Source organism: Bhargavaea cecembensis DSE10 (genome assembly GCF_000348905.1).
Classification (GTDB): Bacteria; Bacillota; Bacilli; order Bacillales_A; family Planococcaceae; genus Bhargavaea; species Bhargavaea cecembensis.
In genome coordinates this window covers 1-19,894 of sequence record NZ_AOFT01000029.1, presented here as the reverse complement: position 1 = coordinate 19,894, position 19,894 = coordinate 1, and the positions used below count along the sequence as shown (strand labels likewise).

General features: G+C 58.7%; 23 protein-coding genes and 1 pseudogene. 19 read left to right on the top strand and 5 right to left on the bottom strand.

Annotated features, from left to right (window positions below; genetic code table 11):
* Window positions 1-141 precede the first annotated feature (141 nt).
* Together ptsP and C772_RS15760 are read right to left on the bottom strand one after the other, a co-directional pair.
* Complete coding sequence (gene ptsP, locus C772_RS15765; RefSeq protein WP_008301555.1) at window positions 142-1,854, bottom strand: phosphoenolpyruvate--protein phosphotransferase; 1,713 nt, start codon at window positions 1,852-1,854, stop codon at window positions 142-144.
* On the bottom strand, window positions 1,855-2,121 hold the full coding sequence (locus C772_RS15760) for a phosphocarrier protein HPr (RefSeq protein ID WP_008301553.1): 267 nt from the start codon (window positions 2,119-2,121) through the stop codon (window positions 1,855-1,857). It abuts the gene before it with no gap.
* Window positions 2,122-2,251: 130 nt separating this feature from the next.
* On the opposite strand from C772_RS15760, the gene C772_RS15755 reads away from it, so the two are divergent.
* Genes C772_RS15755 through C772_RS15745 form a run of 3 tightly spaced genes read left to right on the top strand, consistent with a single transcriptional unit; the run spans window position 2,252 to window position 5,885 of the window.
* Window positions 2,252-3,004, top strand: coding sequence for a DeoR/GlpR family DNA-binding transcription regulator (locus C772_RS15755; RefSeq protein ID WP_008301551.1), 753 nt, complete (start codon window positions 2,252-2,254; stop codon window positions 3,002-3,004).
* Window positions 3,001-3,930, top strand: a complete 930-nt coding sequence (pfkB, locus tag C772_RS15750; protein WP_008301548.1) for a 1-phosphofructokinase — start codon at window positions 3,001-3,003, stop codon at window positions 3,928-3,930. The genes C772_RS15755 and pfkB overlap by 4 nt, the downstream gene beginning before the upstream one ends.
* Window positions 3,927-5,885 carry a PTS fructose transporter subunit IIABC gene (locus C772_RS15745; RefSeq protein WP_008301547.1) on the top strand — a complete coding sequence of 653 codons (1,959 nt, stop codon included), beginning with the start codon at window positions 3,927-3,929 and terminating at the stop codon, window positions 5,883-5,885. Before pfkB ends, C772_RS15745 begins: the two co-directional genes overlap by 4 nt.
* Before the next feature lie 218 nt (window positions 5,886-6,103).
* Here C772_RS15745 and C772_RS15740 read toward each other — a convergent pair whose 3' ends face one another.
* The 3 genes from C772_RS15740 to C772_RS15730 all read right to left on the bottom strand — a co-directional run bounded on the left by C772_RS15740 (window position 6,104) and on the right by C772_RS15730 (window position 7,980).
* Window positions 6,104-6,307: a hypothetical protein gene (locus C772_RS15740; RefSeq protein ID WP_008301545.1), complete on the bottom strand. Its 204-nt coding sequence runs from the start codon at window positions 6,305-6,307 to the stop codon at window positions 6,104-6,106.
* Window positions 6,308-6,377: 70 nt separating this feature from the next.
* Entirely contained in the window at window positions 6,378-6,812 is a 435-nt protein-coding gene (locus C772_RS15735; protein WP_008301544.1) for a YugN family protein, read from the bottom strand.
* A 148-nt stretch (window positions 6,813-6,960) separates the two neighbouring features.
* A complete protein-coding gene (locus C772_RS15730; RefSeq protein WP_008301543.1) occupies window positions 6,961-7,980 on the bottom strand; it encodes an LLM class flavin-dependent oxidoreductase in 1,020 nt (339 codons plus the stop codon).
* A gap of 154 nt (window positions 7,981-8,134) precedes the next feature.
* Between C772_RS15730 and C772_RS15725 the strand changes: the two genes are divergently transcribed.
* The 16 genes and pseudogenes from C772_RS15725 to phnK all read left to right on the top strand — a co-directional run.
* Window positions 8,135-8,947 carry a squalene/phytoene synthase family protein gene (locus C772_RS15725; protein ID WP_008301542.1) on the top strand — a complete coding sequence of 271 codons (813 nt, stop codon included), beginning with the start codon at window positions 8,135-8,137 and terminating at the stop codon, window positions 8,945-8,947.
* Window positions 8,948-8,991: 44 nt separating this feature from the next.
* Window positions 8,992-10,026 carry a type 2 isopentenyl-diphosphate Delta-isomerase gene (gene fni / locus C772_RS15720; protein ID WP_008301541.1) on the top strand — a complete coding sequence of 345 codons (1,035 nt, stop codon included), beginning with the start codon at window positions 8,992-8,994 and terminating at the stop codon, window positions 10,024-10,026.
* A gap of 381 nt (window positions 10,027-10,407) precedes the next feature.
* On the top strand, window positions 10,408-10,896 hold the full coding sequence (locus C772_RS15715) for a PTS sugar transporter subunit IIA (protein ID WP_008301540.1): 489 nt from the start codon (window positions 10,408-10,410) through the stop codon (window positions 10,894-10,896).
* Between the two features lie 29 nt (window positions 10,897-10,925).
* Window positions 10,926-11,759, top strand: coding sequence for a PRD domain-containing protein (locus C772_RS15710; RefSeq protein WP_008301539.1), 834 nt, complete (start codon window positions 10,926-10,928; stop codon window positions 11,757-11,759).
* 19 nt (window positions 11,760-11,778) lie between these two features.
* A complete protein-coding gene (gene nagE / locus C772_RS15705; protein WP_008301538.1) occupies window positions 11,779-13,230 on the top strand; it encodes an N-acetylglucosamine-specific PTS transporter subunit IIBC in 1,452 nt (483 codons plus the stop codon).
* Window positions 13,231-13,256: 26 nt separating this feature from the next.
* Window positions 13,257-13,529: an HPr family phosphocarrier protein gene (locus C772_RS15700; protein WP_008301537.1), complete on the top strand. Its 273-nt coding sequence runs from the start codon at window positions 13,257-13,259 to the stop codon at window positions 13,527-13,529.
* 105 nt (window positions 13,530-13,634) lie between these two features.
* Window positions 13,635-14,006: a PaaI family thioesterase gene (locus tag C772_RS15695; RefSeq protein ID WP_152419793.1), complete on the top strand. Its 372-nt coding sequence runs from the start codon at window positions 13,635-13,637 to the stop codon at window positions 14,004-14,006.
* Between the two features lie 26 nt (window positions 14,007-14,032).
* The gene (locus C772_RS15690) at window positions 14,033-14,833 is read left to right on the top strand and encodes an alpha/beta fold hydrolase (protein WP_008301535.1); all 801 of its coding nucleotides are present in this window, start codon (window positions 14,033-14,035) and stop codon (window positions 14,831-14,833) included.
* Window positions 14,830-15,102, top strand: a complete 273-nt coding sequence (locus tag C772_RS16705) for a hypothetical protein (RefSeq protein ID WP_160162854.1) — start codon at window positions 14,830-14,832, stop codon at window positions 15,100-15,102. The genes C772_RS15690 and C772_RS16705 overlap by 4 nt, the downstream gene beginning before the upstream one ends.
* Entirely contained in the window at window positions 15,068-15,787 is a 720-nt protein-coding gene (locus tag C772_RS15685) for a GntR family transcriptional regulator (RefSeq protein ID WP_008301534.1), read from the top strand. The genes C772_RS16705 and C772_RS15685 overlap by 35 nt, the downstream gene beginning before the upstream one ends.
* Before the next feature lie 27 nt (window positions 15,788-15,814).
* Window positions 15,815-16,369: a dihydrofolate reductase family protein gene (locus tag C772_RS15680; protein ID WP_008301532.1), complete on the top strand. Its 555-nt coding sequence runs from the start codon at window positions 15,815-15,817 to the stop codon at window positions 16,367-16,369.
* 338 nt (window positions 16,370-16,707) lie between these two features.
* The gene (phnG, locus tag C772_RS15675; RefSeq protein WP_008301530.1) at window positions 16,708-17,130 is read left to right on the top strand and encodes a phosphonate C-P lyase system protein PhnG; all 423 of its coding nucleotides are present in this window, start codon (window positions 16,708-16,710) and stop codon (window positions 17,128-17,130) included.
* Window positions 17,131-17,142: 12 nt separating this feature from the next.
* Window positions 17,143-17,751: a phosphonate C-P lyase system protein PhnH gene (gene phnH / locus C772_RS15670; RefSeq protein WP_008301528.1), complete on the top strand. Its 609-nt coding sequence runs from the start codon at window positions 17,143-17,145 to the stop codon at window positions 17,749-17,751.
* The gene (locus tag C772_RS15665; RefSeq protein WP_008301526.1) at window positions 17,739-18,848 is read left to right on the top strand and encodes a carbon-phosphorus lyase complex subunit PhnI; all 1,110 of its coding nucleotides are present in this window, start codon (window positions 17,739-17,741) and stop codon (window positions 18,846-18,848) included. Before phnH ends, C772_RS15665 begins: the two co-directional genes overlap by 13 nt.
* Window positions 18,838-19,704, top strand: coding sequence for an alpha-D-ribose 1-methylphosphonate 5-phosphate C-P-lyase PhnJ (locus C772_RS15660; protein ID WP_008301524.1), 867 nt, complete (start codon window positions 18,838-18,840; stop codon window positions 19,702-19,704). The genes C772_RS15665 and C772_RS15660 overlap by 11 nt, the downstream gene beginning before the upstream one ends.
* Window positions 19,691-19,894, top strand: a pseudogene (phnK, locus tag C772_RS15655) (phosphonate C-P lyase system protein PhnK); the annotation flags it as partial. The gene C772_RS15660 and the pseudogene phnK, both read left to right, overlap by 14 nt.

Sequence of the window (19,894 nt, the reverse complement as noted above, 5' to 3'; positions counted from 1 at the left end):
TTTGATTTCGTCATTCGATGACTCCAGGTGGGCGAATGACGAAATTGAGGCTTCGAATGACGAAACTGGGGCCACGAATGACGAAACCGCAGCCCTAAATATGAAAAGCGCATCACCCTCAACGGGGCGATGCGCTTTTTCTTATAGGGACTGTTCAATATACGAGCGGACTTCCTCACCGGAGGAGAGGGACAGGACGTGATCGATCTTCGCTTCCATCTCCGCCTTGGAAAGGCCGGCGATCTTCGCGCGGGCTTTGAGGATCGAGGAAGCGCTCATCGAGAATTCATCGAGGCCCATGCCGAGCAGGACCGGGATGGCGGCTTCGTCGCCTGCCATCTCTCCGCACATGCCGGCATGCTTGCCTTCCCGGTGGGCAGCGTCGATGACCATCTTGATCAGCCGGAGAACCGCAGGGCTGAACGGCTGGTACAGGTACGACAGCTGTTCGTTCATCCGGTCGGCCGCCATTGTGTACTGGATCAGGTCGTTCGTGCCGATCGAGAAGAAGTCGACCTCCTTGGCGAACTGGTCGGCCATGAGCGCGGCGGACGGGATCTCGACCATCATGCCGAGCTCAATCTTATCGCTGACTGGAACGCCGCTTTGTTCCAACTTTTCCTTCTCGTCAAGGAAGACCGCCTTGGCGCGGCGGAATTCATCAAGTGTCGCGATCATCGGGAACATGATCTTCAGGTGTCCGTGGACGCTTGCCCGGAGCAGTGCCCGGAGCTGGACGCGGAACATGTCTTCTTCCGCGAGGCACAGCCGGATGGCTCGGATGCCGAGGAACGGGTTCGCCTCTTCCGGCAGGTTCAGGTAAGGCAGTTCCTTGTCGCCGCCGATATCGAGCGTGCGGACGATCGTCGGTCGCCCTCCCATCTGTTCGAGCACGCTTTTGTATGCTTCAAACTGCTCGTCTTCCGTAGGGAACTGGTCGCGGCCCATATAAAGGAACTCTGTGCGGAACAGGCCGATGCCTTCTCCGCCGTTCTCAAGGACTTTGGCGACATCGGCAGGGGAGCCGATGTTGCCGGCCAGCTCCACTTGGTGGCCGTCTTTGGAGCGGGTCTGCTCATGGACTAGCTGCGTGAGCTGTTCCCGCTCTTCCGCATACAGACGGCGCTTTTCTTCGTAGGCTTCAAGCGTGGCATGGGACGGGCTGACGATTACTTCGCCGGCTGTTCCGTCGACGATGACCGTTGCGCCGTTTTCCACCTGTGCCATCGCGGAGCGGCTGCCGACGACCGCCGGGATCTCAAGCGTTCTTGCCAGGATCGCGGAGTGGGACGTGCGGCCGCCGATATCGGTAACAAATCCCTGGATGTATTCCGGGTTCAGCTGCACGGTGTCGGACGGGGTCAGGTCTTCTGCGATGATGACCGTCTGTTCACGGATCATCGCGGGGCTCTGGAGCGTCACGCCGAGCAGATGGGCAAGAATCCGCTTGGTGACATCCCGCACGTCAGCTGCGCGCTCTTTCATGTATTCATTGTCCATCGACTCAAACAGGGCGACAAAGCCGTCCGCGGTCTCATTTAGCGCATGCTCCGCGTTCACCTGTTCCGAGCGGATCATGTCCTTGACCGGCCCGATGAGTTCCGGGTCGTCAAGGACAAGCAGGTGGGCGCTGAAGATATCCGCTTCACTCTCGCTCAGCTGTTCGGACGCGTGCTTGCGGATGGTCTGGAGTTCCTCGCGGGAAGCGGCGATCGCCCGGTCCAGGCGTGCGCTTTCCGCTTCCGCGTCCGAAACGGTGACTTTTTCGGTCTGGAGGTCGGGATGCTCCAGACGGAAGGCTTTTGCAATCGCGATGCCTCCGGAGGCCGCGATGCCTTTGATCCGCTGTTCCATTCAGCCGGCCAGCCCTTCGGATTTCATGACTTCATCGATTTTGGCGATGGCTTCATTTTCATCCGCGCCTTCCGCCCTTACCGTGATGGTGGATCCCGAGGCGACGCCGAGCGACATGACGCCGAGGATGGATTTCATGTTCACGGATTTGTCGTTATAGATGAGGGTGATATCGGAAGAAAACGGAGCCAGCGAGCCGACAAGCAGGGAAGTCGGACGTGCGTGGAGGCCTTCGGATGCACTGATTGTATATTGTTTTTCGACCATGAGTAATTCCTCCCAAATGAAGACAGTCACAACGGATGACTGTTTTTGATTGTTTGTGAACGATTATGATGGATTTTGGAACCGATTTCAAGTAAAATGGGCTTAATCAATGACGGATGGGTGATCAAACATGCTGACAACTGAACGCCATGAATGGATCATGGGCCTGCTGAAGCAGAAGCAGACCGTGAAAATCGCAGAGCTCATGGAAGGCACCGGAGCATCGGAGTCGACCATCCGCAGGGACCTGACGGAACTTGAGGCGATGAATCTCCTCGAACGCATCCACGGGGGAGCCACGATCCGTGACCGGAACATCCAGGAACTGAGCGTTTCTGACAAATCGGTCAAAAACGAGCAGGAAAAGCAGCTGATCGCGGCTCATGCCGCCGGGCTCGTCGAGGAGGGGGAGTTTATCTTCCTTGACGCTGGAACGACGACTTTCCGGATGATCCCGTTTTTGGCGGGGAAGGGGGCCGTCGTCGTGACGAACGGCCTGACCCATGTGGATGCCCTCATCGACAACGGGATCACGACTTATCTGACCGGCGGCTACGTAAAGGGGAAAACGCGGGCGCTGGTCGGACCGCAGGCGACCGCTTCGCTTTCCGAGTACCGCTTTGACCGGTGCTTTCTCGGGGCAAACGGCTTCCACCCGGAGTACGGCTATACGACGCCTGACCCGGAGGAAGCCGCCGTCAAGAAACTGGCCGCTTCGCTGGCACGGCGCGCCTATGTCGTCGCGGACCACAGCAAAGCCGGCAAGGTCAGCTTCACCAAAGCCCTTCCCCTCGCTGCTGCGGGACTGATCACGGATTCCCTGGACGCGGCCATGCTGGAAGCCATTGAGAACGAAACAACTGTCAAGGCGGTGACGGAATGATCTACACCTATACGCTGACCCCTTCACTGGACTATACCGTTTACCTTCCCGGCTTCAGTCCCGGGAAACTTAACCGTTCGGAAGAAGTGTACTACTATCCGGGAGGCAAGGGAATCAATGTCTCCCGCGTATTGAAAAGGCTGGGTGCCGACAGCACCGCCGTCGGCCTCGCCGGCGGATTCACGGGCGATTATCTGGAGCAGTTCCTGCAGGATGAGGGCATCCGGACGGCGCTGATCCGGACGGACAGCATCACCCGCATCAATGTGAAGATCAAGTCGGACCAGGAAACCGAGCTGAACGGCCCGGGGCCTGAGATCACGGAGCAGGAGCGCCGGCAGCTGCTGGACCGTGCCGGCAGGATGGAACGTGGAGACTGGCTCGTACTGGCGGGCAGGATTCCCGATTCGGCAGGGGCGGATTTTGCCGTGGAATTGGCGGGCATCTGCCGGGACAGCGGCATCCGGCTCGCGGTCGATACATCGGGTCCGGTTTTGAAAGAGCTTGCCGATATGAAACCCGAACTGATGAAACCGAACGAGCATGAGCTCGGTGAACTGTTCGGTGCAGAGATTAAAACGAAGGAAGACGCCCTGCATTATGCCCGTCTGCTCGTCCGGCAGGGGGTCCGGCACGTCATCGTCTCAATGGGCGGGGAAGGCGCGCTCTACGTTTCGGACACGATGGAAGCCGAGGCGCAGGCGCCAGAAGTAAAAGTGGTCAATACCGTCGGTGCCGGCGATTCACTCGTGTCGGGATTCATCGCGGCGCTCGAGTCCGGCAAAGGTGCGGAAGAAGCCTTCAAGTACGGTGTCGCCGCGGGCAGCGCGACCGTCTCCCGTTCGGATCTGTGCCGGAAAGAAGACGTTGACACACTGGCTGAACAGGTAACGGTCACCCGATTGAACGGAGGGAAAAACCGATGAACATCACTTCTTTGTTAACGAAAGATACAGTGCTTCTCGACCTTGCGGCTGCATCCAAGGAAGCCGCGCTCGCTGAACTTGTCGGCAAGCTCGATGAGGCGGGCAGGCTGTCGGACCGGGAAGCCTTCATGAACGACATCCTCGCCCGCGAGCAGCAAAGCACGACCGGAATCGGTGACGGGATCGCCATCCCGCACGCCAAATCCTCGGCAGTCCGCGAGCCGGCGATCGCGTTCGGCCGCTCCGCCGAAGGGATCGACTATGCCTCGCTCGACGGACAGCCGGCCCATCTGTTCTTCATGATCGCCGCAAGCGAAGGGGCGAACAATGACCATCTCGAGGCACTGTCCCGACTGGCCACTTTCCTCATGGACGGCAAGTTCCGGGAACGCGTCCTGAATGCGGCATCTGCCGATGAAGTGCTGGCCGCAGTAAACGACAAGGAGCGGGAGCTGGAAGAGCCGGAAGTCCCGGCGGAACCTGAACCGGCGGAATCTGCCTCTTCACAAGCTGACGAACAGGCCGGGCAGGGGGCAGCCCCTTTACTCGGCAAAGTGCTCGCAGTTACCGCCTGCCCGACCGGCATCGCGCACACCTACATGGCGGCCGAGAAGCTGAATGAGCGCGCGAAGGAGCGCGGCATCCCGATCAAGGTCGAGACGAACGGCTCATCCGGCGTAAAAAACCGGCTGACGCCTGAAGAAATCGCGGAAGCGGACGTCATTATCGTTGCCGCCGATACGAAAGTGGAAATGGCCCGCTTTGACGGCAAGCCCGTCATCCAGACAAAGGTCGGCAAGGCGATCCATGAAACGGATGCGCTGCTGGACCGTGCCGTAACAAAAGACGCCCCGATCTACCACGCCGAAGGAAAGGCGGATAAGGGAGAATCGGCCGAGCCGAAAAGCGGTTTCTACAAGCACCTCATGAACGGTGTGTCGAACATGCTGCCGTTTGTCGTCGGTGGCGGCATCCTGATCGCCCTGTCGTTTTTCTGGGGCATCAACTCCAGTGACCCGGCAAGCTCCGAATATAATGCATTCGCCGCCATGCTCAATACAATCGGCGGCGGAAAGGCGTTCTTCCTCATGGTCCCGGTCCTGGCTGGATTTATCGCATCGAGCATCGCCGAACGTCCAGGCTTCGCACCCGGCATGGTCGGCGGCCTGATCGCGGTCACCGTTTCCGGGGTGGAAGGGGCGGACGGCGGATCCGGCTTCCTCGGCGGGATCATTGCCGGTTTCCTGGCCGGTTATGTGACGCTCTTCGTCAAGAAGATGTTCGTCAAGCTGCCGGATGCGCTTGAAGGGCTCAAGCCGGTCCTGTTTTACCCGCTGTTCGGCATTGCCATCACCGGCATCGTCATGATGCTGATCAACCCGCAGCTGACGAAGCTGTACACCGGCCTTTCGGCGTTCCTCGAAGGGCTGGGCGGCACCAACCAGGTGCTGGTCGGCCTGATTATCGGCGCCATGATGGCGGTTGACATGGGCGGCCCGGTCAACAAGGCAGCCTACACATTCGGCATCGCCATGCTGGATGCAGGCAACTTCAACTTTATCGCTGCGGTCATGGCCGCGGGCATGGTGCCGCCGCTCGGCATGGCACTCGCCACGACCCTCTTCAAGAAGCGCTTCTCGAAACCGGAGCGTGAAGCCGGCAAGACCGCCTACGTGCTCGGTGCCTGCTTTATCACGGAAGGCGTCATCCCGTTCGCGGCGGCCGACCCGGCACGCGTCATCCCGGCGTCTGTCGGCGGCGCTGCCGTGACGGGCGCGCTCACGATGCTGTTCGACATCAGCCTGCGCGCGCCTCACGGCGGAGTCTTCGTCATGGGCCTCGTGGACGGCGGCCTTATGAAAGTGCTTCTATACGCACTTGCGATCATCGCGGGCGCCGTCGTCACCGCATTCCTCGCCGGCATGCTGAAGAAGCCTGCGGTAAAGGCTGCGTGAGACGTTAGCTGGACGAGACGTTAACAGACTCAGTTGAGACGTTGCCAAACTTCATTGAGACGTTGACATACACGGTTGAAACGTTGATATACTCAAGCAAAACGTTGACAAAGTGCCATTGCGAAAAGGGCTGTCCATTAAAGCGGGCAGCCTTTTTTTAATGTGCGGCTAGTTCAGGATCGTGCTGTTCAGCAAGTACCTGACGCCATACTTCTCCGCTAGCTTGCGGACCAAAAGCAGAAGTTCTGCCTCACCGGGGTTGGGCGTGATCCGGACCGCTTCCCTGATCGGGTCTCGATGTCTGCGGGAGACGGGTCCGCCTTCAGGGTTTTCCGGATCCGGTCATCATGGGCCCGGCTGTGGTACATGACCCGGTATTTCTCGCGGCCCCACAGCTCTTCAATGAGGCGGCGTTGATTCATGGCATCTCCTCCAAGGCGATGCGCAAGAAAACCGGCATGGGTGCGCACCCGTGCCGGTTATTTGCGGTGATCAGCCGATATGCCGTTCGTCCAGGAGGGGAAAGCTTTCGACAATGCCCTGGACGACCCGTTCGCCCTCTTCTTCCCAATGGGACTTTCTGCGGATCGGGCCATCTTTCTCTTCCGGGCTTTGGAACTGATTGAGCCCGGTTGTCGCCAGCAGGTCATCCCCTTCGTGGTCGAGGCCGATATTGGCCACGTGCTTGAGGACAAACGGCTGTCCGAACACAATCTGAGTTTCGGGATCTTCCAGCATGCCGGAGATGACATCGAACGGAATGCGAAGGTAGATCGTTTCCGCACCGTCCTTGCTCAGAACCCCGTCGAACATGGCTTCATCATATTCCCAGTTCCCGCAAAGCGTAATGTTCCGTTCGAGCAGGATCGGATAAATATCACCAAACCGGGCCTGTTTGCCCTGAAGTTCCGTTTCCAGTTTCAGCATGATTCCACTCTCCTTTTCCAATCTCTTAGGTTAATCATCTATTCCCGGTATTGGGGGGATTAACCTTAATGAGAAAGAGAAGACCCGGAATCCGCCTGTTTTCGCCATGCCCGGCGATATTTCCCGGGAAATATGTCGGATGCTGCGGTCAGCCTTGTGCAGCTTCCTTCAGAACGGCCATCGACTGCAGTTTGATCTCCGTTCTGAACACAGGCATGATCGCCATGACTTCATCGACACCTGATGCAGATAATTCATCCATCTGGCGGCCGAGTGATTCTTTCGAGCCGATCATATAGGCTGCCAAAATCTCACGGACTTCCTGTTTTTCCTTTTCAGTCACGATGCCGGTCAGCGCTTCGGAAGGATCCGGCAGCCGGCCCTGGATGCCTCGGTGGAAGCCGAACTGCACATGCGCAGCGCTTCTTGCCATCCATTCCGCTTCGTCGTCGGTGGCGGCCGCAAAAACCCGGGAAGCAACAGTGACATAGGGCTTTTCCGAAAAGGAAGAGGGACGGAAGCTTTCTCTGTACAGACGGATCGTCTCCTGCATCTCGTTCTGCTCCGCATTGATGAAGCGGGCAAAGGCATACGGCAGGCCGCGCTCCGCGGCAAGGAGGGCAGACCCATGGCCGGTCCCGAGTATCCATGGAAGCGGCTTTTGGGCGACGGCAGGGGAAGCCTGCAGGTATCCGCTCATCGGGTGGCTTTCCGGGAGCTGGTCCTGCAGGTATTCGATCAGTTCATCGACCATTTCCGGAAACCGTTCCTTGTTCCGGGGCTTGGCATCTGTGAGTGCCCGGCCGCCCTGCAGCGCGATGGTCGGCAGGTGCGTGCCGCCCGGTGCCTTGCCGACCCCGAGGTCGACGCGGCCCGGGGCAAGCGCACTCATCACCCGGAAGTTTTCGGCCACTTTGTACGGGGCATAATGGGTCAGCATGACCCCGCCCGTGCCGATGCGGATCGTTTCCGTCTGCGCCAATAGATGTGCCGCAAGGATTTCGGGGGAAGAACCGGCAATCGTGTCCGAGCTGTGATGCTCCGATACCCAGAACCGGCTGTAACCGAGACGGTCTGCATGGCGCGCGGCCTCCACCGTACCGGCAAACCCCTCCTCCGGGGCCTGCCCTTCCGCAAGTTGTGTCTGGTCCAGCATGCTTACTTCCATCTGTGCCGCCTCCTTTCTGCAAATGCTATCGGCCTGATACCAAATTTTCAACGAATGTACACCGGAGAGAAGGGGTACGGACTGTATTTATCGAAAAAATTAAGTTACGATGAAAGGTATATCATTCACTTTACGAGGAAGGATCGGGATCAAAATGAGTGGGTTTCCAAAAGATGCGATGCGAGTACTGAAAGAAACAAGCCGGACATTTTATATTCCGATTACTTTTCTGCAGAAAGAGCTGAAAGCTTCCGTCGCCTCTGCCTACCTTGTGTTTCGTGCGATCGACGAAATCGAGGATCACGAAGAGCTCGGCAATGACCTGAAGCACTCTCTTCTCATGCAGGTGAGCGAGCTGTTAAGGCAGCCGTTCGACAATGAGCGCTACCTCGGCATCCTCGGGCCGGTCAGGGAGCGGATGCCGGAGGTGACGCTCAGGCTTGCAGACTGGATGGAGGCTTGCCCGGCCGACGTGCGTCCGCGTATTGCCGATGCTGCACGGGAAATGTCCGAGGGCATGGCGAAATGGGCAAAGGCCGGATGGAGAATCCGCACTCGCGAAGACCTCGACGATTATACGTATTACGTGGCGGGCCTCGTCGGTGTCCTGCTGTCGGATCTCTGGGGGCACTATGCGGGGGAAAAGACGGACCGCGAGCTCGCAATCGGCTACGGGCGGGGCCTGCAGGCGGTCAACATCCTGCGCAACGAAAAGGAAGACATGGACGAGCGCGGTGTCCGCTTCGTGCCGGACGGATGGACGCGTGATGATCTGTTCCGCTATGCGGAAGATAATCTCGGGAAGGCCGATCAGTATATGAAAGCGCTCAGCACGAAGAGCGTCATCCTGTTCTGCCGCCTGCCGCTGGCCCTTGCCCATAAGACGCTCGGCGCGCTCAAGGACGGGCGCGAGAAGATGTCCCGGGACGAAGTGGTCCGGACAGTCGAGGAGGTCAGTGTCGACTGACGCCTCCCGGACCGAACCAGCAAAGACAGAAGGCGGTGTTGGCATTGGCCGGCTCGATTGAGCAGCGAAAATCAGAACATATCCAGATTACATTGAATGAAAAAGTTACGGGTGATGCGATCACGACAGGATTTGAGTCGTTCACCTTTATCCATAATGCCCTGCCCGAAATCGACTTTTCGGAGATTTCGACGGAGACGGAATTTCTCGGTCATGCATGCCGGACACCGTTTTTGATCAGTTCGATGACGGGCGGGACGGCGCTCGCCGAGACGATCAACCGGAACCTGGCGGAGGCGGCCGAAGAGCGCGGCTGGGCGCTGGCGCTCGGCTCGACGAGGGCGCTCCTCGACAGCGATGGCCATCCGCCTTCGTTTCTCATGCGGCGGTACGCACCGAGCGTGCCGATCATCGCGAATATCGGCGCTGTCCAGTTCAACTATGGCTACGGTGTCGATGAATGCAGGCGGATCGTCGAACTGACGGAAGCCGATATGCTCGTCCTTCATCTGAACAGCATCCAGGAAGTGATCCAGGACGGCGGAGATACGAACTTCAAGGCGCTCCTCGGGAAAATTGAAGCACTCTGCGCGGGGCTCGGCGTACCGGTGGGCGTCAAGGAAGTCGGCTGGGGCATCGACGGCGAAACCGCACGGCAACTGACGGATGCGGGCATCGCGTTCGTCGACGTCGCGGGCGCCGGAGGCACGTCCTGGAGCCAGGTGGAAAAGTTCCGGTCCAAGGATCCGGTCCGCCGCGCCGCGGCGGAGGCATTCAGCGACTGGGGCATCCCGACCGCCGATTCGGTCCGCATGGTGCGCGCGGAAATCGGAGGCCGCCCGCTTGTCGCAAGCGGCGGCATGCGGACGGGGCTTGACGCTGCCAAAGCGCTGGCGCTCGGGGCCGACTTTGTCGGCTTCGGCCGCTCGATCCTTAAGGAAGCGACGCAAAGCACGGAAGATGTGCTGGAGACGATGGCCGTGCGCGAGATGGAACTCCGCATGGCAATGTTCGGCATCGGCGTATCGGGCCTTCGTGAACTGAAGGGTTCGCCGCGGCTTGTGAGAAAAGGGTTTTGAGTGAACGTTCCGGCTTCGGCCGGGGCGTTTTTTGTTTGCAGCGGGCGGATTGTCAACGTTTCAGTGAACTTCATCAACGTTTCAATGAAGATCGTCAACGTCTCAATAAACTTAATCAACGTTTCACCAAAGATCATCAACGTTTTCAGCAGAACCGCCGCGCATCCTTGCAGGATTCCCCGAAAAATGTAAACGCTTTATTGATATCTCTATTGATCTATGGTATTCTGGACCCATAAATTCACAGCGGTCTCATGTGACTGATCCGATCAGGCATGGGGGCAAGAGCGGAGCCTGTCGGGCTTTCGCTATGCTCCCATGCCTTTTTATGTTCCGGAAATGGGCCGTGCCTGTGACAAATCCGAAAGGTGGAATGTGCGGATGCTATCCAATCTGTTCAAGAAAAAAGACAAGGAAGAAAAAGTGCTGGCGCCGGTCTCTGGCCAATTGATGCCGATTGACCAGGTTCCGGATCCGGTATTCAGCGGCAAGATGATGGGCGAAGGGATCGCCGTCATGCCGGACTCGGGAAGCGTCGTCTCGCCGGTTGACGGAACGGTCGTCATGGTTGCCGATACGGGCCATGCGATCGGCATCCGGTCCGCGCAGGGCACGGAATACCTGATCCATATCGGACTTGAAACGGTCGCGCTCAAAGGGGAAGGGTTCAATGTCCTGGTCCGACAGGATGACAAGGTGAAGGCGGGCCAGTCGCTGATCGAAGCGGACTGGACGTATCTCGGCGAGAACGCCAAAAGCACCGTCACGCCGATCGTCGTGACGAACGGGGAAGGAAAGACGGTCCGGCCGGAAGCCGAAGGAACCTGCACGGCAGGGGAGACCGTGGTCCTGACGGTCACTGCCGGCTGACCCGTCTTCCCGACTGGAGGAGGAGTCCGATGAAAATCAGCAAAATCCTCAACAACAACGCGGTCATCGTCCGTGACGGGGAGCGGGAGAAGGTCGTGGTCGGGGCGGGCGTCGCCTTCGGCAAGAAGCGCAATGATCCCGTTCCGGCCGACAAGATCGAGAAAGTGTTCGTCATGACGGAAAACGAGCAGCTCAGCCAATTGCTCGGCCGGATACCGGAGGAGCACTTCTCGGTGTCGGAAGCGATCATCTCGCGTGCGGAGAAAACGCTCGGAACCAAGCTGAACGAGCATATTCATCTTGTCCTGACCGACCACCTGTCGTTTGCCATCGAGCGGACAAAGGACGGCATCCACGTCAATAATAAACTGCTCGGGGAGATCCGGCTCCTGTACCCGAAGGAGTACGGCATCGGGCTGTGGGGGATCGGCCATATCCGCGATACGCTCGGAGTGGAGATGCCGGTCGACGAGGCGGGATTTATCGCGCTTCATCTCCATACGATGAAGCCCCATGGCGGAGACTTGAACGATACAATCCGCCAGGCGACGATCGTAAGTGATATGCTGCGCTCAATCCGCGCCTGCCTGCGGACGGAGATCGAGGAAGATGATATTTCGTATCAGCGGCTCGTGACGCATCTCCAGCATTCCGTCGCCAACCTCGGCAGGTACGATGCCCACACGCTGGACAAGGAAATGGCAGAACTGATCCGCATCCGTTATGCGGAATCGTACCACTGTGCGAAAGTGATGGCGGCGGAAAGCATGCGGCTGCATGAAATCGATATACCGGAATCAGAACTGGCATATATTGCTCTACACATCGAACGGCTCAGGAATCCGGAAAATCAGGGGACATGACGAAAGGGGGATATTTAATATGAAAAAGTATTTGCAGAGGCTTGGGGGGTCCCTCATGCTTCCGGTCGCGGTCCTTCCGGCGGCGGCCATTCTGATGGGGATCGGCTACTGGATCGACCACGACGGCTGGGGGTCCGGCAACGTCTTCGCGGCGTTCCTGATCACGGCAGGGGACTCGATCCTGAAAAACATCCCGATCCTGTTTGCGGTGGGGGCCGCAATCGGGCTTTCCAGGGAAAAGGACGGCGCGGCGGCACTGAGCGGCCTTGTCGCCTACCTTGTGGTCACCTCCATGCTGTCGACCAATTCGGTCGGGCTGCTGACACAGACTGATCCGGAAAACGTGGATATGGCATTTGGCCAGATCCAAAACGCATTTATCGGTATTCTATCAGGGATTGTCGCATCCATCATGTACAACCGGTTCAGCCAGGTGAAGCTGCCGGACTTCCTGGCGTTCTTCAGCGGCAAGCGGCTTGTGCCGATCATGTCGGCTGTGGCCATGCTTGTCGCATCGGCTGTTCTGTTCTTTGTCTGGCCGATCGTCTACGGAGGGCTTGTCGCGTTCGGCCAGTCGATCCTGGACCTCGGTGCGGCGGGCGCCGGAATCTATGGGTTCTTTAACCGCCTGCTGATCCCGACCGGGCTGCACCACGCGCTCAACGCCGTGTTCTGGTTTGACACGGTCGGCATCAACGACATCGGAAACTTCTGGAGCAGCACCGGCGAACAGGGCATCACGGGCCGCTACCAGGCCGGCTTCTTCCCGATCATGATGTTCGGCCTGCCGGCTGCGGCGCTCGCGATGTACCACACGGCGAAGACCAAACGCCGCAAGCAGGCGGCCTCGCTCATGCTGGCTGCCGGGTTCGCTTCGTTCTTCACCGGCGTCACCGAGCCGCTCGAGTTCTCGTTCATGTTCCTCGCGCCTGCACTGTACGTCGTGCACGCGGCACTCACGGGGCTGTCGCTCTTTATCGCGGCCTCGTTCCAGTGGACGGCCGGCTTCGGATTCAGTGCCGGGCTGATCGACTTTGTGCTCAGCCTTCGCATCCCGATCGCCAACATGCCGCTCATGCTCCTCGTGCAGGGCCTGTTCTTCGCGCTCATCTACTACTTCTTGTTCCGCTTCCTGATCCAGAAGTTTGATCTGAAGACGCCGGGCCGGGAAGACGATGAAATCGTCGAAGAAGAAGCAGAAACCGCAACAGGCGATGACAAGTTCAAATCGATGGCCGCCAAGATCTACGACGGCCTCGGCGGCAATGACAACATCCGCAGTGTCGACAACTGCGCGACACGGCTGCGGGTCGAAGTCGCCGACATGGACAAAGTCGACCAGCAGAAAATCAAATCCACCGGCGTCCCGGGCATCAATGTCGTCGGCAAGCACAACATACAAGTAATCGTCGGCACGAGCGTCCAGTTTGTCGCCGATGAAGTCAAGAAACTGCACAAAAAGAACGGATAATACACGTACCAACGGAGGCGTTCCATATGCAAAAGACATTTAAAATCACAGCACCCGAGGGGCTTCATGCCCGCCCCGCCACGCAGCTTGTTTCGGCGGTCAATTCACTGGACGCGGACATCCAGCTGATCCACGGCAGCAAATCGGCCAACCTGAAATCGATCATGGGCGTCATGGCACAGGCCGTCCCGCACGGCGCGGTCGTCACGGTCACCGCGGAAGGCGCGGACGCCGAAAAGGCGATTGAGAAGGTGACGGAGGTATTCGTCTCCCAGTCGCTCGGTGAAGAAACGGAATAAGAGTGAAGCGCTGCGGCAAATGCCGCGGCGCTTTTTTATGAAGAAGGGAATGCGCCGGTACGTCCCGAAATGGAGTGAAGACAAAGAGGGAAGGGGGAATGAATGATGTGGATCCAACAGCCGTTTGATGAATTTCTGGGCTATACATACAACCGCCTGTCTGACGGTGAAGTCGAGGTCGGGCTTGAAGTGAAGGACCTGTACGTAAACAGTGCCGGCGTCATTCATGGGGGCATCATTTCGTCTCTTGCCGATGTGGCGATGTCGAACCTGGTACCGGCTGATGAAAACGGCGTCCAGCAGATGGTGACAGTTGATTTGAACGTGTCCTTCCTGAGGGCGGCAAGGGGGCAGTCGCTCCGGGCAGTTGCAAAGCTGGAAAAGGACGGGCGCACACTCGTCCATGCGATCTGCACCGTCTATGACGAACAGGATCGCCCCGTCGCCTCGGCCAAGGGGATTTTCTGCAGGATATAAGGGAAAAGAAGTCGTGAGGTGATGGCATGCCCACATTCAAAAACGGGGACATTTCTCTTTATTATGAAGAGCAGGGAAGCGGGGAACCGCTGATTTTGCTGCACGGTCTCACGATGAACCATCTTCACTTCAGCGTGGACATGGCCCGGCTCCGCCGGCACTTCCGGGTGATCGCCATGGATGCGCGCGGCCACGGGAAGTCGGACAAGCCGGAGGCCTATACGATCGATGACCATATTGGCGATGTGCTCGCGCTCATGGACCATCTCGGGCTTGAAAAGACCGATCTGCTCGGGGTGTCGATGGGCAGCTATATTGCGCAAGGGGTCGCAATCCGGGCACCGGAGCGGGTGGAGCGGCTGATACTGGTGTCGACAAAATCCCACGGGACCACGTCTTCCTCGCAGGCACTGTTCGAGCGCCACGCGGAAGAATTGGAGGGGATGGACTTCCAGGAAAAAATGAATGCCGCATCCAAATACATGTTCCGTAACCTGCTGGAAGTGGCCGACATCATGCAGAATGCCGACCTGAACGTGCGGCTCTCCAAAGAGCAGCAAAAAGCGGCGAACGAGGCGCTGAACGGCTTTGACTTCAGGGCGAAACTCGGCAAGGTCCGGGCAAAGACGCTCGTGATCGCCGGCAGCTACGACGGGCTCAATCCGCCTGAGGCCGGCCGTGAGACGGCGGCGCTCATACCGGATTCCGTGTTCATGGAATTCCGCGAATCCGGACATCTGCCGAACATCGAGGAGCCCCGGCTGTTTTATTCCGTCGTGAAGGAGTTTCTTGACGATGACGGGGGCAATCCACCTCCAGGCTGGTGACCGGCGGATGTGAGTTTGAAGAAAGTGCTTCTGAGTTTGAAGATTACATCCCCGAGTTTGAAGATTATGCCCCCGAGTTTGAAGAAAACACTCCTGAGTTTGAAGATGACGCCCGGTCCTCCCGGGCAAAGACGTTTCGAAGCCCGCCAGCTCCGAAGCGTCTTTTTGCTGTCGGTTTCGGAAAACCGGGCCGTTCAGGTATGATGATGAAAAACGGCACGGGGAGCGAGAAGGATGGAAATCGAGAAAGACGCACTGATCATCGATGAACTGGTCGAACTGCTGGAAAGCGGCGACATCCGGCCGGGCGGGAAGCTCCCGTCAGAAAACAAATTGGCTGACCAGTATCGGGTACCGCGCTATACCGTCAGGAATGCACTGAACCATCTGGAGGAGCGGGGGCTGATCGAATCCGTGCAGGGGAAGGGTCGCTTCCTCAAGCCGGGGCCGGCCAGGATCCGGATTCCGCTCAGCGGCAGGACGAGTTTTACGGAGAAGATGAAGGAACTTGGCCATTTGCTTGAGACCACCATCGTTTCGTGTGAAGCCATTGAAAACGGGGAAGCGGCACGGGTGCTCGCTGCCGCACCGGGTGATACTGTATGGCGGATCGGCCGGCTGCGAGTGGTGGACGGGGAGCCGATCGCGATCCACTATTCCCATGTGCTCCAGTCCAGGTTTCCCGAAATCGGAGCGGACGGGCCGGACATCCGGTCGATGTTCGAATACTACCGGCAGCGGGGGTATGGGAATTTCGAGAGCGGCAAGGCCCTTTTGAGCGTGGTGTTTCCGTCTTCCCGGGAACAGGAGCTGCTCCGCTGCAGCCGCCTCGTCCCTCTCCTCGCCCTCGAGAGCAGCTGCCTGGACGGGCATTCCGGAGACACGCTCGAATTCACGCGGATCCTGTACCGGAGCGATACCTTCAAATACGATATTTCCGGCACACAGGAATAGTGGAGCCTAAGAAAGGAGAGCGGACCGATGCCTGAACACGGAACGAGACGGGTCCTGCTGGATCTGGCCGTCTCACTCGACGGATTCATCGAGGGGAAAAACGGCGAAACCGACTGGTGCATCATGGAGCCCGACATGAAATTCGATGAATTCCTCGACGGGATCGGCACGATCCTCTATGGAAGGAAAAGTTATGATATGTGGGGACAGTATGCACCGGAAGAAGGGGCCCCGGCAGAAGAAAAAGACTTCTGGGAACAGATTAACAGCAAGGAGAAGATCGTATTCTCAAGAACGAAGAACAGCGATGATGCGGTGTACATCCATGAGGATATTCGTGGCACGATCGCCCGGCTGAAGGCGCAGCCGGGCAGGGACATCTGGCTGTACGGCGGAGCGGGTCTGATCACCACATTTGTCAACAATGGGCTGGTTGACGAGTTCAGGCTTTCGGTCCATCCGGTCGTTCTCGGCGAAGGCAAGCCGCTGTTCACGGACGTCAGGGAGCGGCTGAACCTGAGCCTGGCCGGGACACGTTCGTTTTCATCGGGCGTGGTCCAGCTGATCTATCATCGGAATTGAATACGAACATGCAAGACGGATTTCCGGGTAACCGGAAGTCCGTCTTTTTGGAGCTTAGGAAATGATAAAACTTCACTCTGTGGAAGATGATTATTCCCGTGTCGGCCACGTCGAGCTCCAGCGCCCAGAAACTAGCAAACTTCACCCTTCTCCACTACGATCAGTCAACATCGGCTCGTCCCTCGTCGTGTTTCCTTTATCTCATTACGAAGGACTCCAGTTTGTACGTTGCTAAGCGGCGCTTGCGCTTTTGATCTTTACATTTCTTAACACAGCCTTAACCCGCGCTAAGTTGTCGCCAAGTTAGGATGAAGTCAGCAGAGGAGGGAGAGTCCGATATGAAGCGGAGACGCATGACTGAAATCCTGATCGAGGGGAACCCGGAGCTGGCGGACCGGCTTGCATCTGAGATCAGGCACCACTATCCCGTGCGGGAGCTGGCCGCCCCCCGGCAGGGCCTGACGATGATCAAGATGAGGGAGACGGCCAAGCAGTCGCTGTTTTATCTGGGCGAAGTGCTGGTGACGGAGGCGAAGGTCGAGATCGGTGACCACATCGGCGTCGGAATTGTCGCGGGTGTCCGGGAAAAGCTTGCCGGAGATCTGGCGGTGATCGACGCGGCCTGCCGCGCCGGGCTTTCCGAGACGGCGGGATGGACCGCAATGCTGGAGGCGGAGGAGATCCGTCTGGCCGACAGGAAACGCAGGGAACTGGCCGCGCTGGAAAAGACAAAAGTCCAATTCGACACGATGGAAGAGTGAGGGGAGAACACAATGCAAATTGATTCAGTGCATGACATCCAGAAAGTTTACCGTGAACTGCTGCAATGCATGGCCAGGCCCGGAAGGATCGCGGACATCCGGGAATCGGCGGCAAAGGCCGACTTTGTCCGGGAATGCCACCCGGCGACATTCCTCGTGATCCAGTCTGTGCTGGACGCGGAAGTCACGTTCCATGTGCTCGGTGACCGTTCTGACGCCATCCGACGGAAAATTGCGGATTACACATTTGCCGCTCACGCTTCTGCCGGTGAAGCGGATTATATCATCGCTCCGGCAGGCACTTTCGAACAGGAACTGCTTGACGCGATGCGCGCCTGCAAGGCCGGCACACTCGAGAATCCCCACCAGTCGGCCACGTGGATCATCGAGTCCGAAGCACTGGAAGGGACGGCGGAATTGAAGCTGTCAGGTCCCGGCATCCGGGATGAAGCGGACGCTCCCATTGCACTCAGTGAAGGGCTGGTCAGCGCACGGAACATGAAAACGCAGGAGTTCCCGACAGGCATCGACCTCATCTTCACGGACGGCGACGGGCGCATCTCCTGCATCCCGCGCACGACGGCCATCTCGGCGAAGGAGGAATCGGCATGGGTTATGTAGCGGTCAAAGGCGGCACGGAGGCGATCGAAGCTTCCATCGACCGTCTGAAATACGAACGTCTCAAGGGCGGCGAGCAGGTGGAAGTGTCCGCCATCCTGTCCTCGATGAGGCTGCTCATCGACCAGGTCATGTCCGAGGCGAGCCTCTACTCTCCGGAACTTGCGGCGCTCGCGATCAAGCAGGCGGAAGGCAGCATGGAGGAAGCGGTGTTTCTTCTCCGTGCACACCGCTCGACATTGCCGCGGCTGTATTACAGCGAGACGGTGGAGCCGGAGCGGATGGCGGTAGAGCGCCGGATTTCGGCAAGCTTCAAGGATATCCCCGGCGGCCAATTGCTCGGCGCGACCCATGACTACACACACCGGCTGATCGACTTTTCCCTCCTCGAAGAACAGGAAGAAGAGCGGCAGCAGTGGTTGCAGCAATATGAAGGTGAACTGTCCGCACTGGAAGACGCGGCGGGGGACGGCACGTATCCGAAAGTGGTGGAGTACCTGAGGAACGAAGGGCTGTTCGAGACATTTGAGCCGGACAACACCGAGCCGGATGACGTCACGAAGAATGTCTTCCAGTTCCCCGCATCGCGCAGCGAGCGCCTGCAGATCCTCACGCGCGGCCAGACCGGTGCGGTGACGGCGCTCGGCTATGCTTCGCTTCGGGGGTACGGCCAGGTCCACCCGACCGTCGGCGAAGTCCGCGTCGGATATCTTCCGATTACGGTCCCGGCGCACGGCGGCGAGGACGGGGACGATTCGTACTACATCGGATCGGTCCGGGCGACCGAAGTGGAGTCGTTTGTTCCGATGCCCACAAAGGGACCGGACGGCAAGCAGGAGCTCCGGTTCGAGATCGGCTACGGCATCTGCTACGGGCAGAACGAGACGAAGGCGATCGCCATGAGCATCCTGGACCAGTGCCTGGAGCACCCGGAAAGCGATGCCCCGTCCCATGACGAGGAGTTTGTCCTGCTCCATGTGGACACGGTGGAGTCGACCGGATTCATTTCCCACCTGAAGATGCCGCATTATGTCACATTCCAGTCCAAGCTGGACAGCGTGCGGAACACGAGGAAAGGAAGGGACGGACATGAAAGCTGAACCGCAATTCGCCTTCCTGGATGAAGGCTCGAAAAAAGAGATCCGCAGGGCGTCGCTGAAGGCGGTCGCCATCCCGGGCTACCAGGTGCCGTTCGCCTCACGCGAAATGCCGATGGCGCGCGGCTGGGGCACGGGCGGCCTGCAGCTGACCTGCTCGCTCGTCGGCAAGGACGATGTGCTGAAAGTGATCGACCAGGGGGCCGATGAATCGGTCAACGCCGTCAGCATCAAGAAGCTGGTACAGGCGACGACGGGCATCCCGGTCACTGAGCGGACCGAGGAAGCGACGCTAATCCAGTCCCGCCACCGGATTCCCGAGGTACCGCTGACCAAAGACCAGATCCTGGTCCTGCAGGTACCGATGCCGGAACCGCTCCGCAAGTACGAGAAAAAAGAATCCGTCACAAAGCGGCTCCATGCCGAGAGCGAATACAGCGGCGCGTGGCTCATGCTGTTCGAGCAGATCATGAAATACGGGCGCACGACGACCGGCGCCGACCACCCGGTGCTTGTCAACGGACGGTACGTCATGGCGCCGAGCCCGATTCCCCGGTTCGATAACCCGAAAATGGACCATTCCGAGGCACTGATCCTGCTTGGGGCCGGCAGAGAAAAGAAAATCTATGCGGTGCCGCCGTATACCGAGATCCGTTCCCTCGCCTTCGAGGACCATCCGTTCAAGGGAGAGGACTTTTCCGGAAAGTCCTGCCGTTTCTGCGGCGCGACCGGTGTCTTCCTGGATGAATTCTACATCGAAGAAACCGGCATGACAGAGTATCAGTGCAACGACACGAGCCACTGCGCGGACCGGCTGGAGCGCCAGGGCGAAAAAGAGGTGCAGCATGCAACGATTTGAAGAGCGTCCCCTCCTGAAAGTGGAAAACCTGACCAAGCAATACGGTCCGGGATGCGGAGAATGCAGCCAGTCCGGAAGGCCGGGTCTCATCAAGAACTACTGCCCGTCCTGCGGCACGGTCTACGCCTGCAGCGATGTCTCGCTCGACGTGTACCCGGGGGAGATCCTCGGGATTGTCGGCGAGAGCGGC

What these genes read in the sequence shown, in the direction of transcription:
- ptsP (WP_008301555.1), bottom strand. Translation starts at nt 1,854, where the DNA reads ATGGAACAGCGGATCAAAGGCATCGCGGCCTCCGGAGGCATCGCGATT.
- C772_RS15760 (WP_008301553.1), bottom strand. Translation starts at nt 2,121, where the DNA reads ATGGTCGAAAAACAATATACAATCAGTGCATCCGAAGGCCTCCACGCA.
- C772_RS15755 (WP_008301551.1), top strand. Translation starts at nt 2,252, where the DNA reads ATGCTGACAACTGAACGCCATGAATGGATCATGGGCCTGCTGAAGCAG.
- pfkB (WP_008301548.1), top strand. Translation starts at nt 3,001, where the DNA reads ATGATCTACACCTATACGCTGACCCCTTCACTGGACTATACCGTTTAC.
- C772_RS15745 (WP_008301547.1), top strand. Translation starts at nt 3,927, where the DNA reads ATGAACATCACTTCTTTGTTAACGAAAGATACAGTGCTTCTCGACCTT.
- C772_RS15740 (WP_008301545.1), bottom strand. Translation starts at nt 6,307, where the DNA reads ATGAATCAACGCCGCCTCATTGAAGAGCTGTGGGGCCGCGAGAAATAC.
- C772_RS15735 (WP_008301544.1), bottom strand. Translation starts at nt 6,812, where the DNA reads ATGCTGAAACTGGAAACGGAACTTCAGGGCAAACAGGCCCGGTTTGGT.
- C772_RS15730 (WP_008301543.1), bottom strand. Translation starts at nt 7,980, where the DNA reads ATGGAAGTAAGCATGCTGGACCAGACACAACTTGCGGAAGGGCAGGCC.
- C772_RS15725 (WP_008301542.1), top strand. Translation starts at nt 8,135, where the DNA reads ATGAGTGGGTTTCCAAAAGATGCGATGCGAGTACTGAAAGAAACAAGC.
- C772_RS15715 (WP_008301540.1), top strand. Translation starts at nt 10,408, where the DNA reads ATGCTATCCAATCTGTTCAAGAAAAAAGACAAGGAAGAAAAAGTGCTG.
- C772_RS15710 (WP_008301539.1), top strand. Translation starts at nt 10,926, where the DNA reads ATGAAAATCAGCAAAATCCTCAACAACAACGCGGTCATCGTCCGTGAC.
- nagE (WP_008301538.1), top strand. Translation starts at nt 11,779, where the DNA reads ATGAAAAAGTATTTGCAGAGGCTTGGGGGGTCCCTCATGCTTCCGGTC.
- C772_RS15700 (WP_008301537.1), top strand. Translation starts at nt 13,257, where the DNA reads ATGCAAAAGACATTTAAAATCACAGCACCCGAGGGGCTTCATGCCCGC.
- C772_RS15695 (WP_152419793.1), top strand. Translation starts at nt 13,635, where the DNA reads ATGTGGATCCAACAGCCGTTTGATGAATTTCTGGGCTATACATACAAC.
- C772_RS15690 (WP_008301535.1), top strand. Translation starts at nt 14,033, where the DNA reads ATGCCCACATTCAAAAACGGGGACATTTCTCTTTATTATGAAGAGCAG.
- C772_RS15685 (WP_008301534.1), top strand. Translation starts at nt 15,068, where the DNA reads ATGGAAATCGAGAAAGACGCACTGATCATCGATGAACTGGTCGAACTG.
- C772_RS15680 (WP_008301532.1), top strand. Translation starts at nt 15,815, where the DNA reads ATGCCTGAACACGGAACGAGACGGGTCCTGCTGGATCTGGCCGTCTCA.
- phnG (WP_008301530.1), top strand. Translation starts at nt 16,708, where the DNA reads ATGAAGCGGAGACGCATGACTGAAATCCTGATCGAGGGGAACCCGGAG.
- phnH (WP_008301528.1), top strand. Translation starts at nt 17,143, where the DNA reads ATGCAAATTGATTCAGTGCATGACATCCAGAAAGTTTACCGTGAACTG.
- C772_RS15665 (WP_008301526.1), top strand. Translation starts at nt 17,739, where the DNA reads ATGGGTTATGTAGCGGTCAAAGGCGGCACGGAGGCGATCGAAGCTTCC.
- C772_RS15660 (WP_008301524.1), top strand. Translation starts at nt 18,838, where the DNA reads ATGAAAGCTGAACCGCAATTCGCCTTCCTGGATGAAGGCTCGAAAAAA.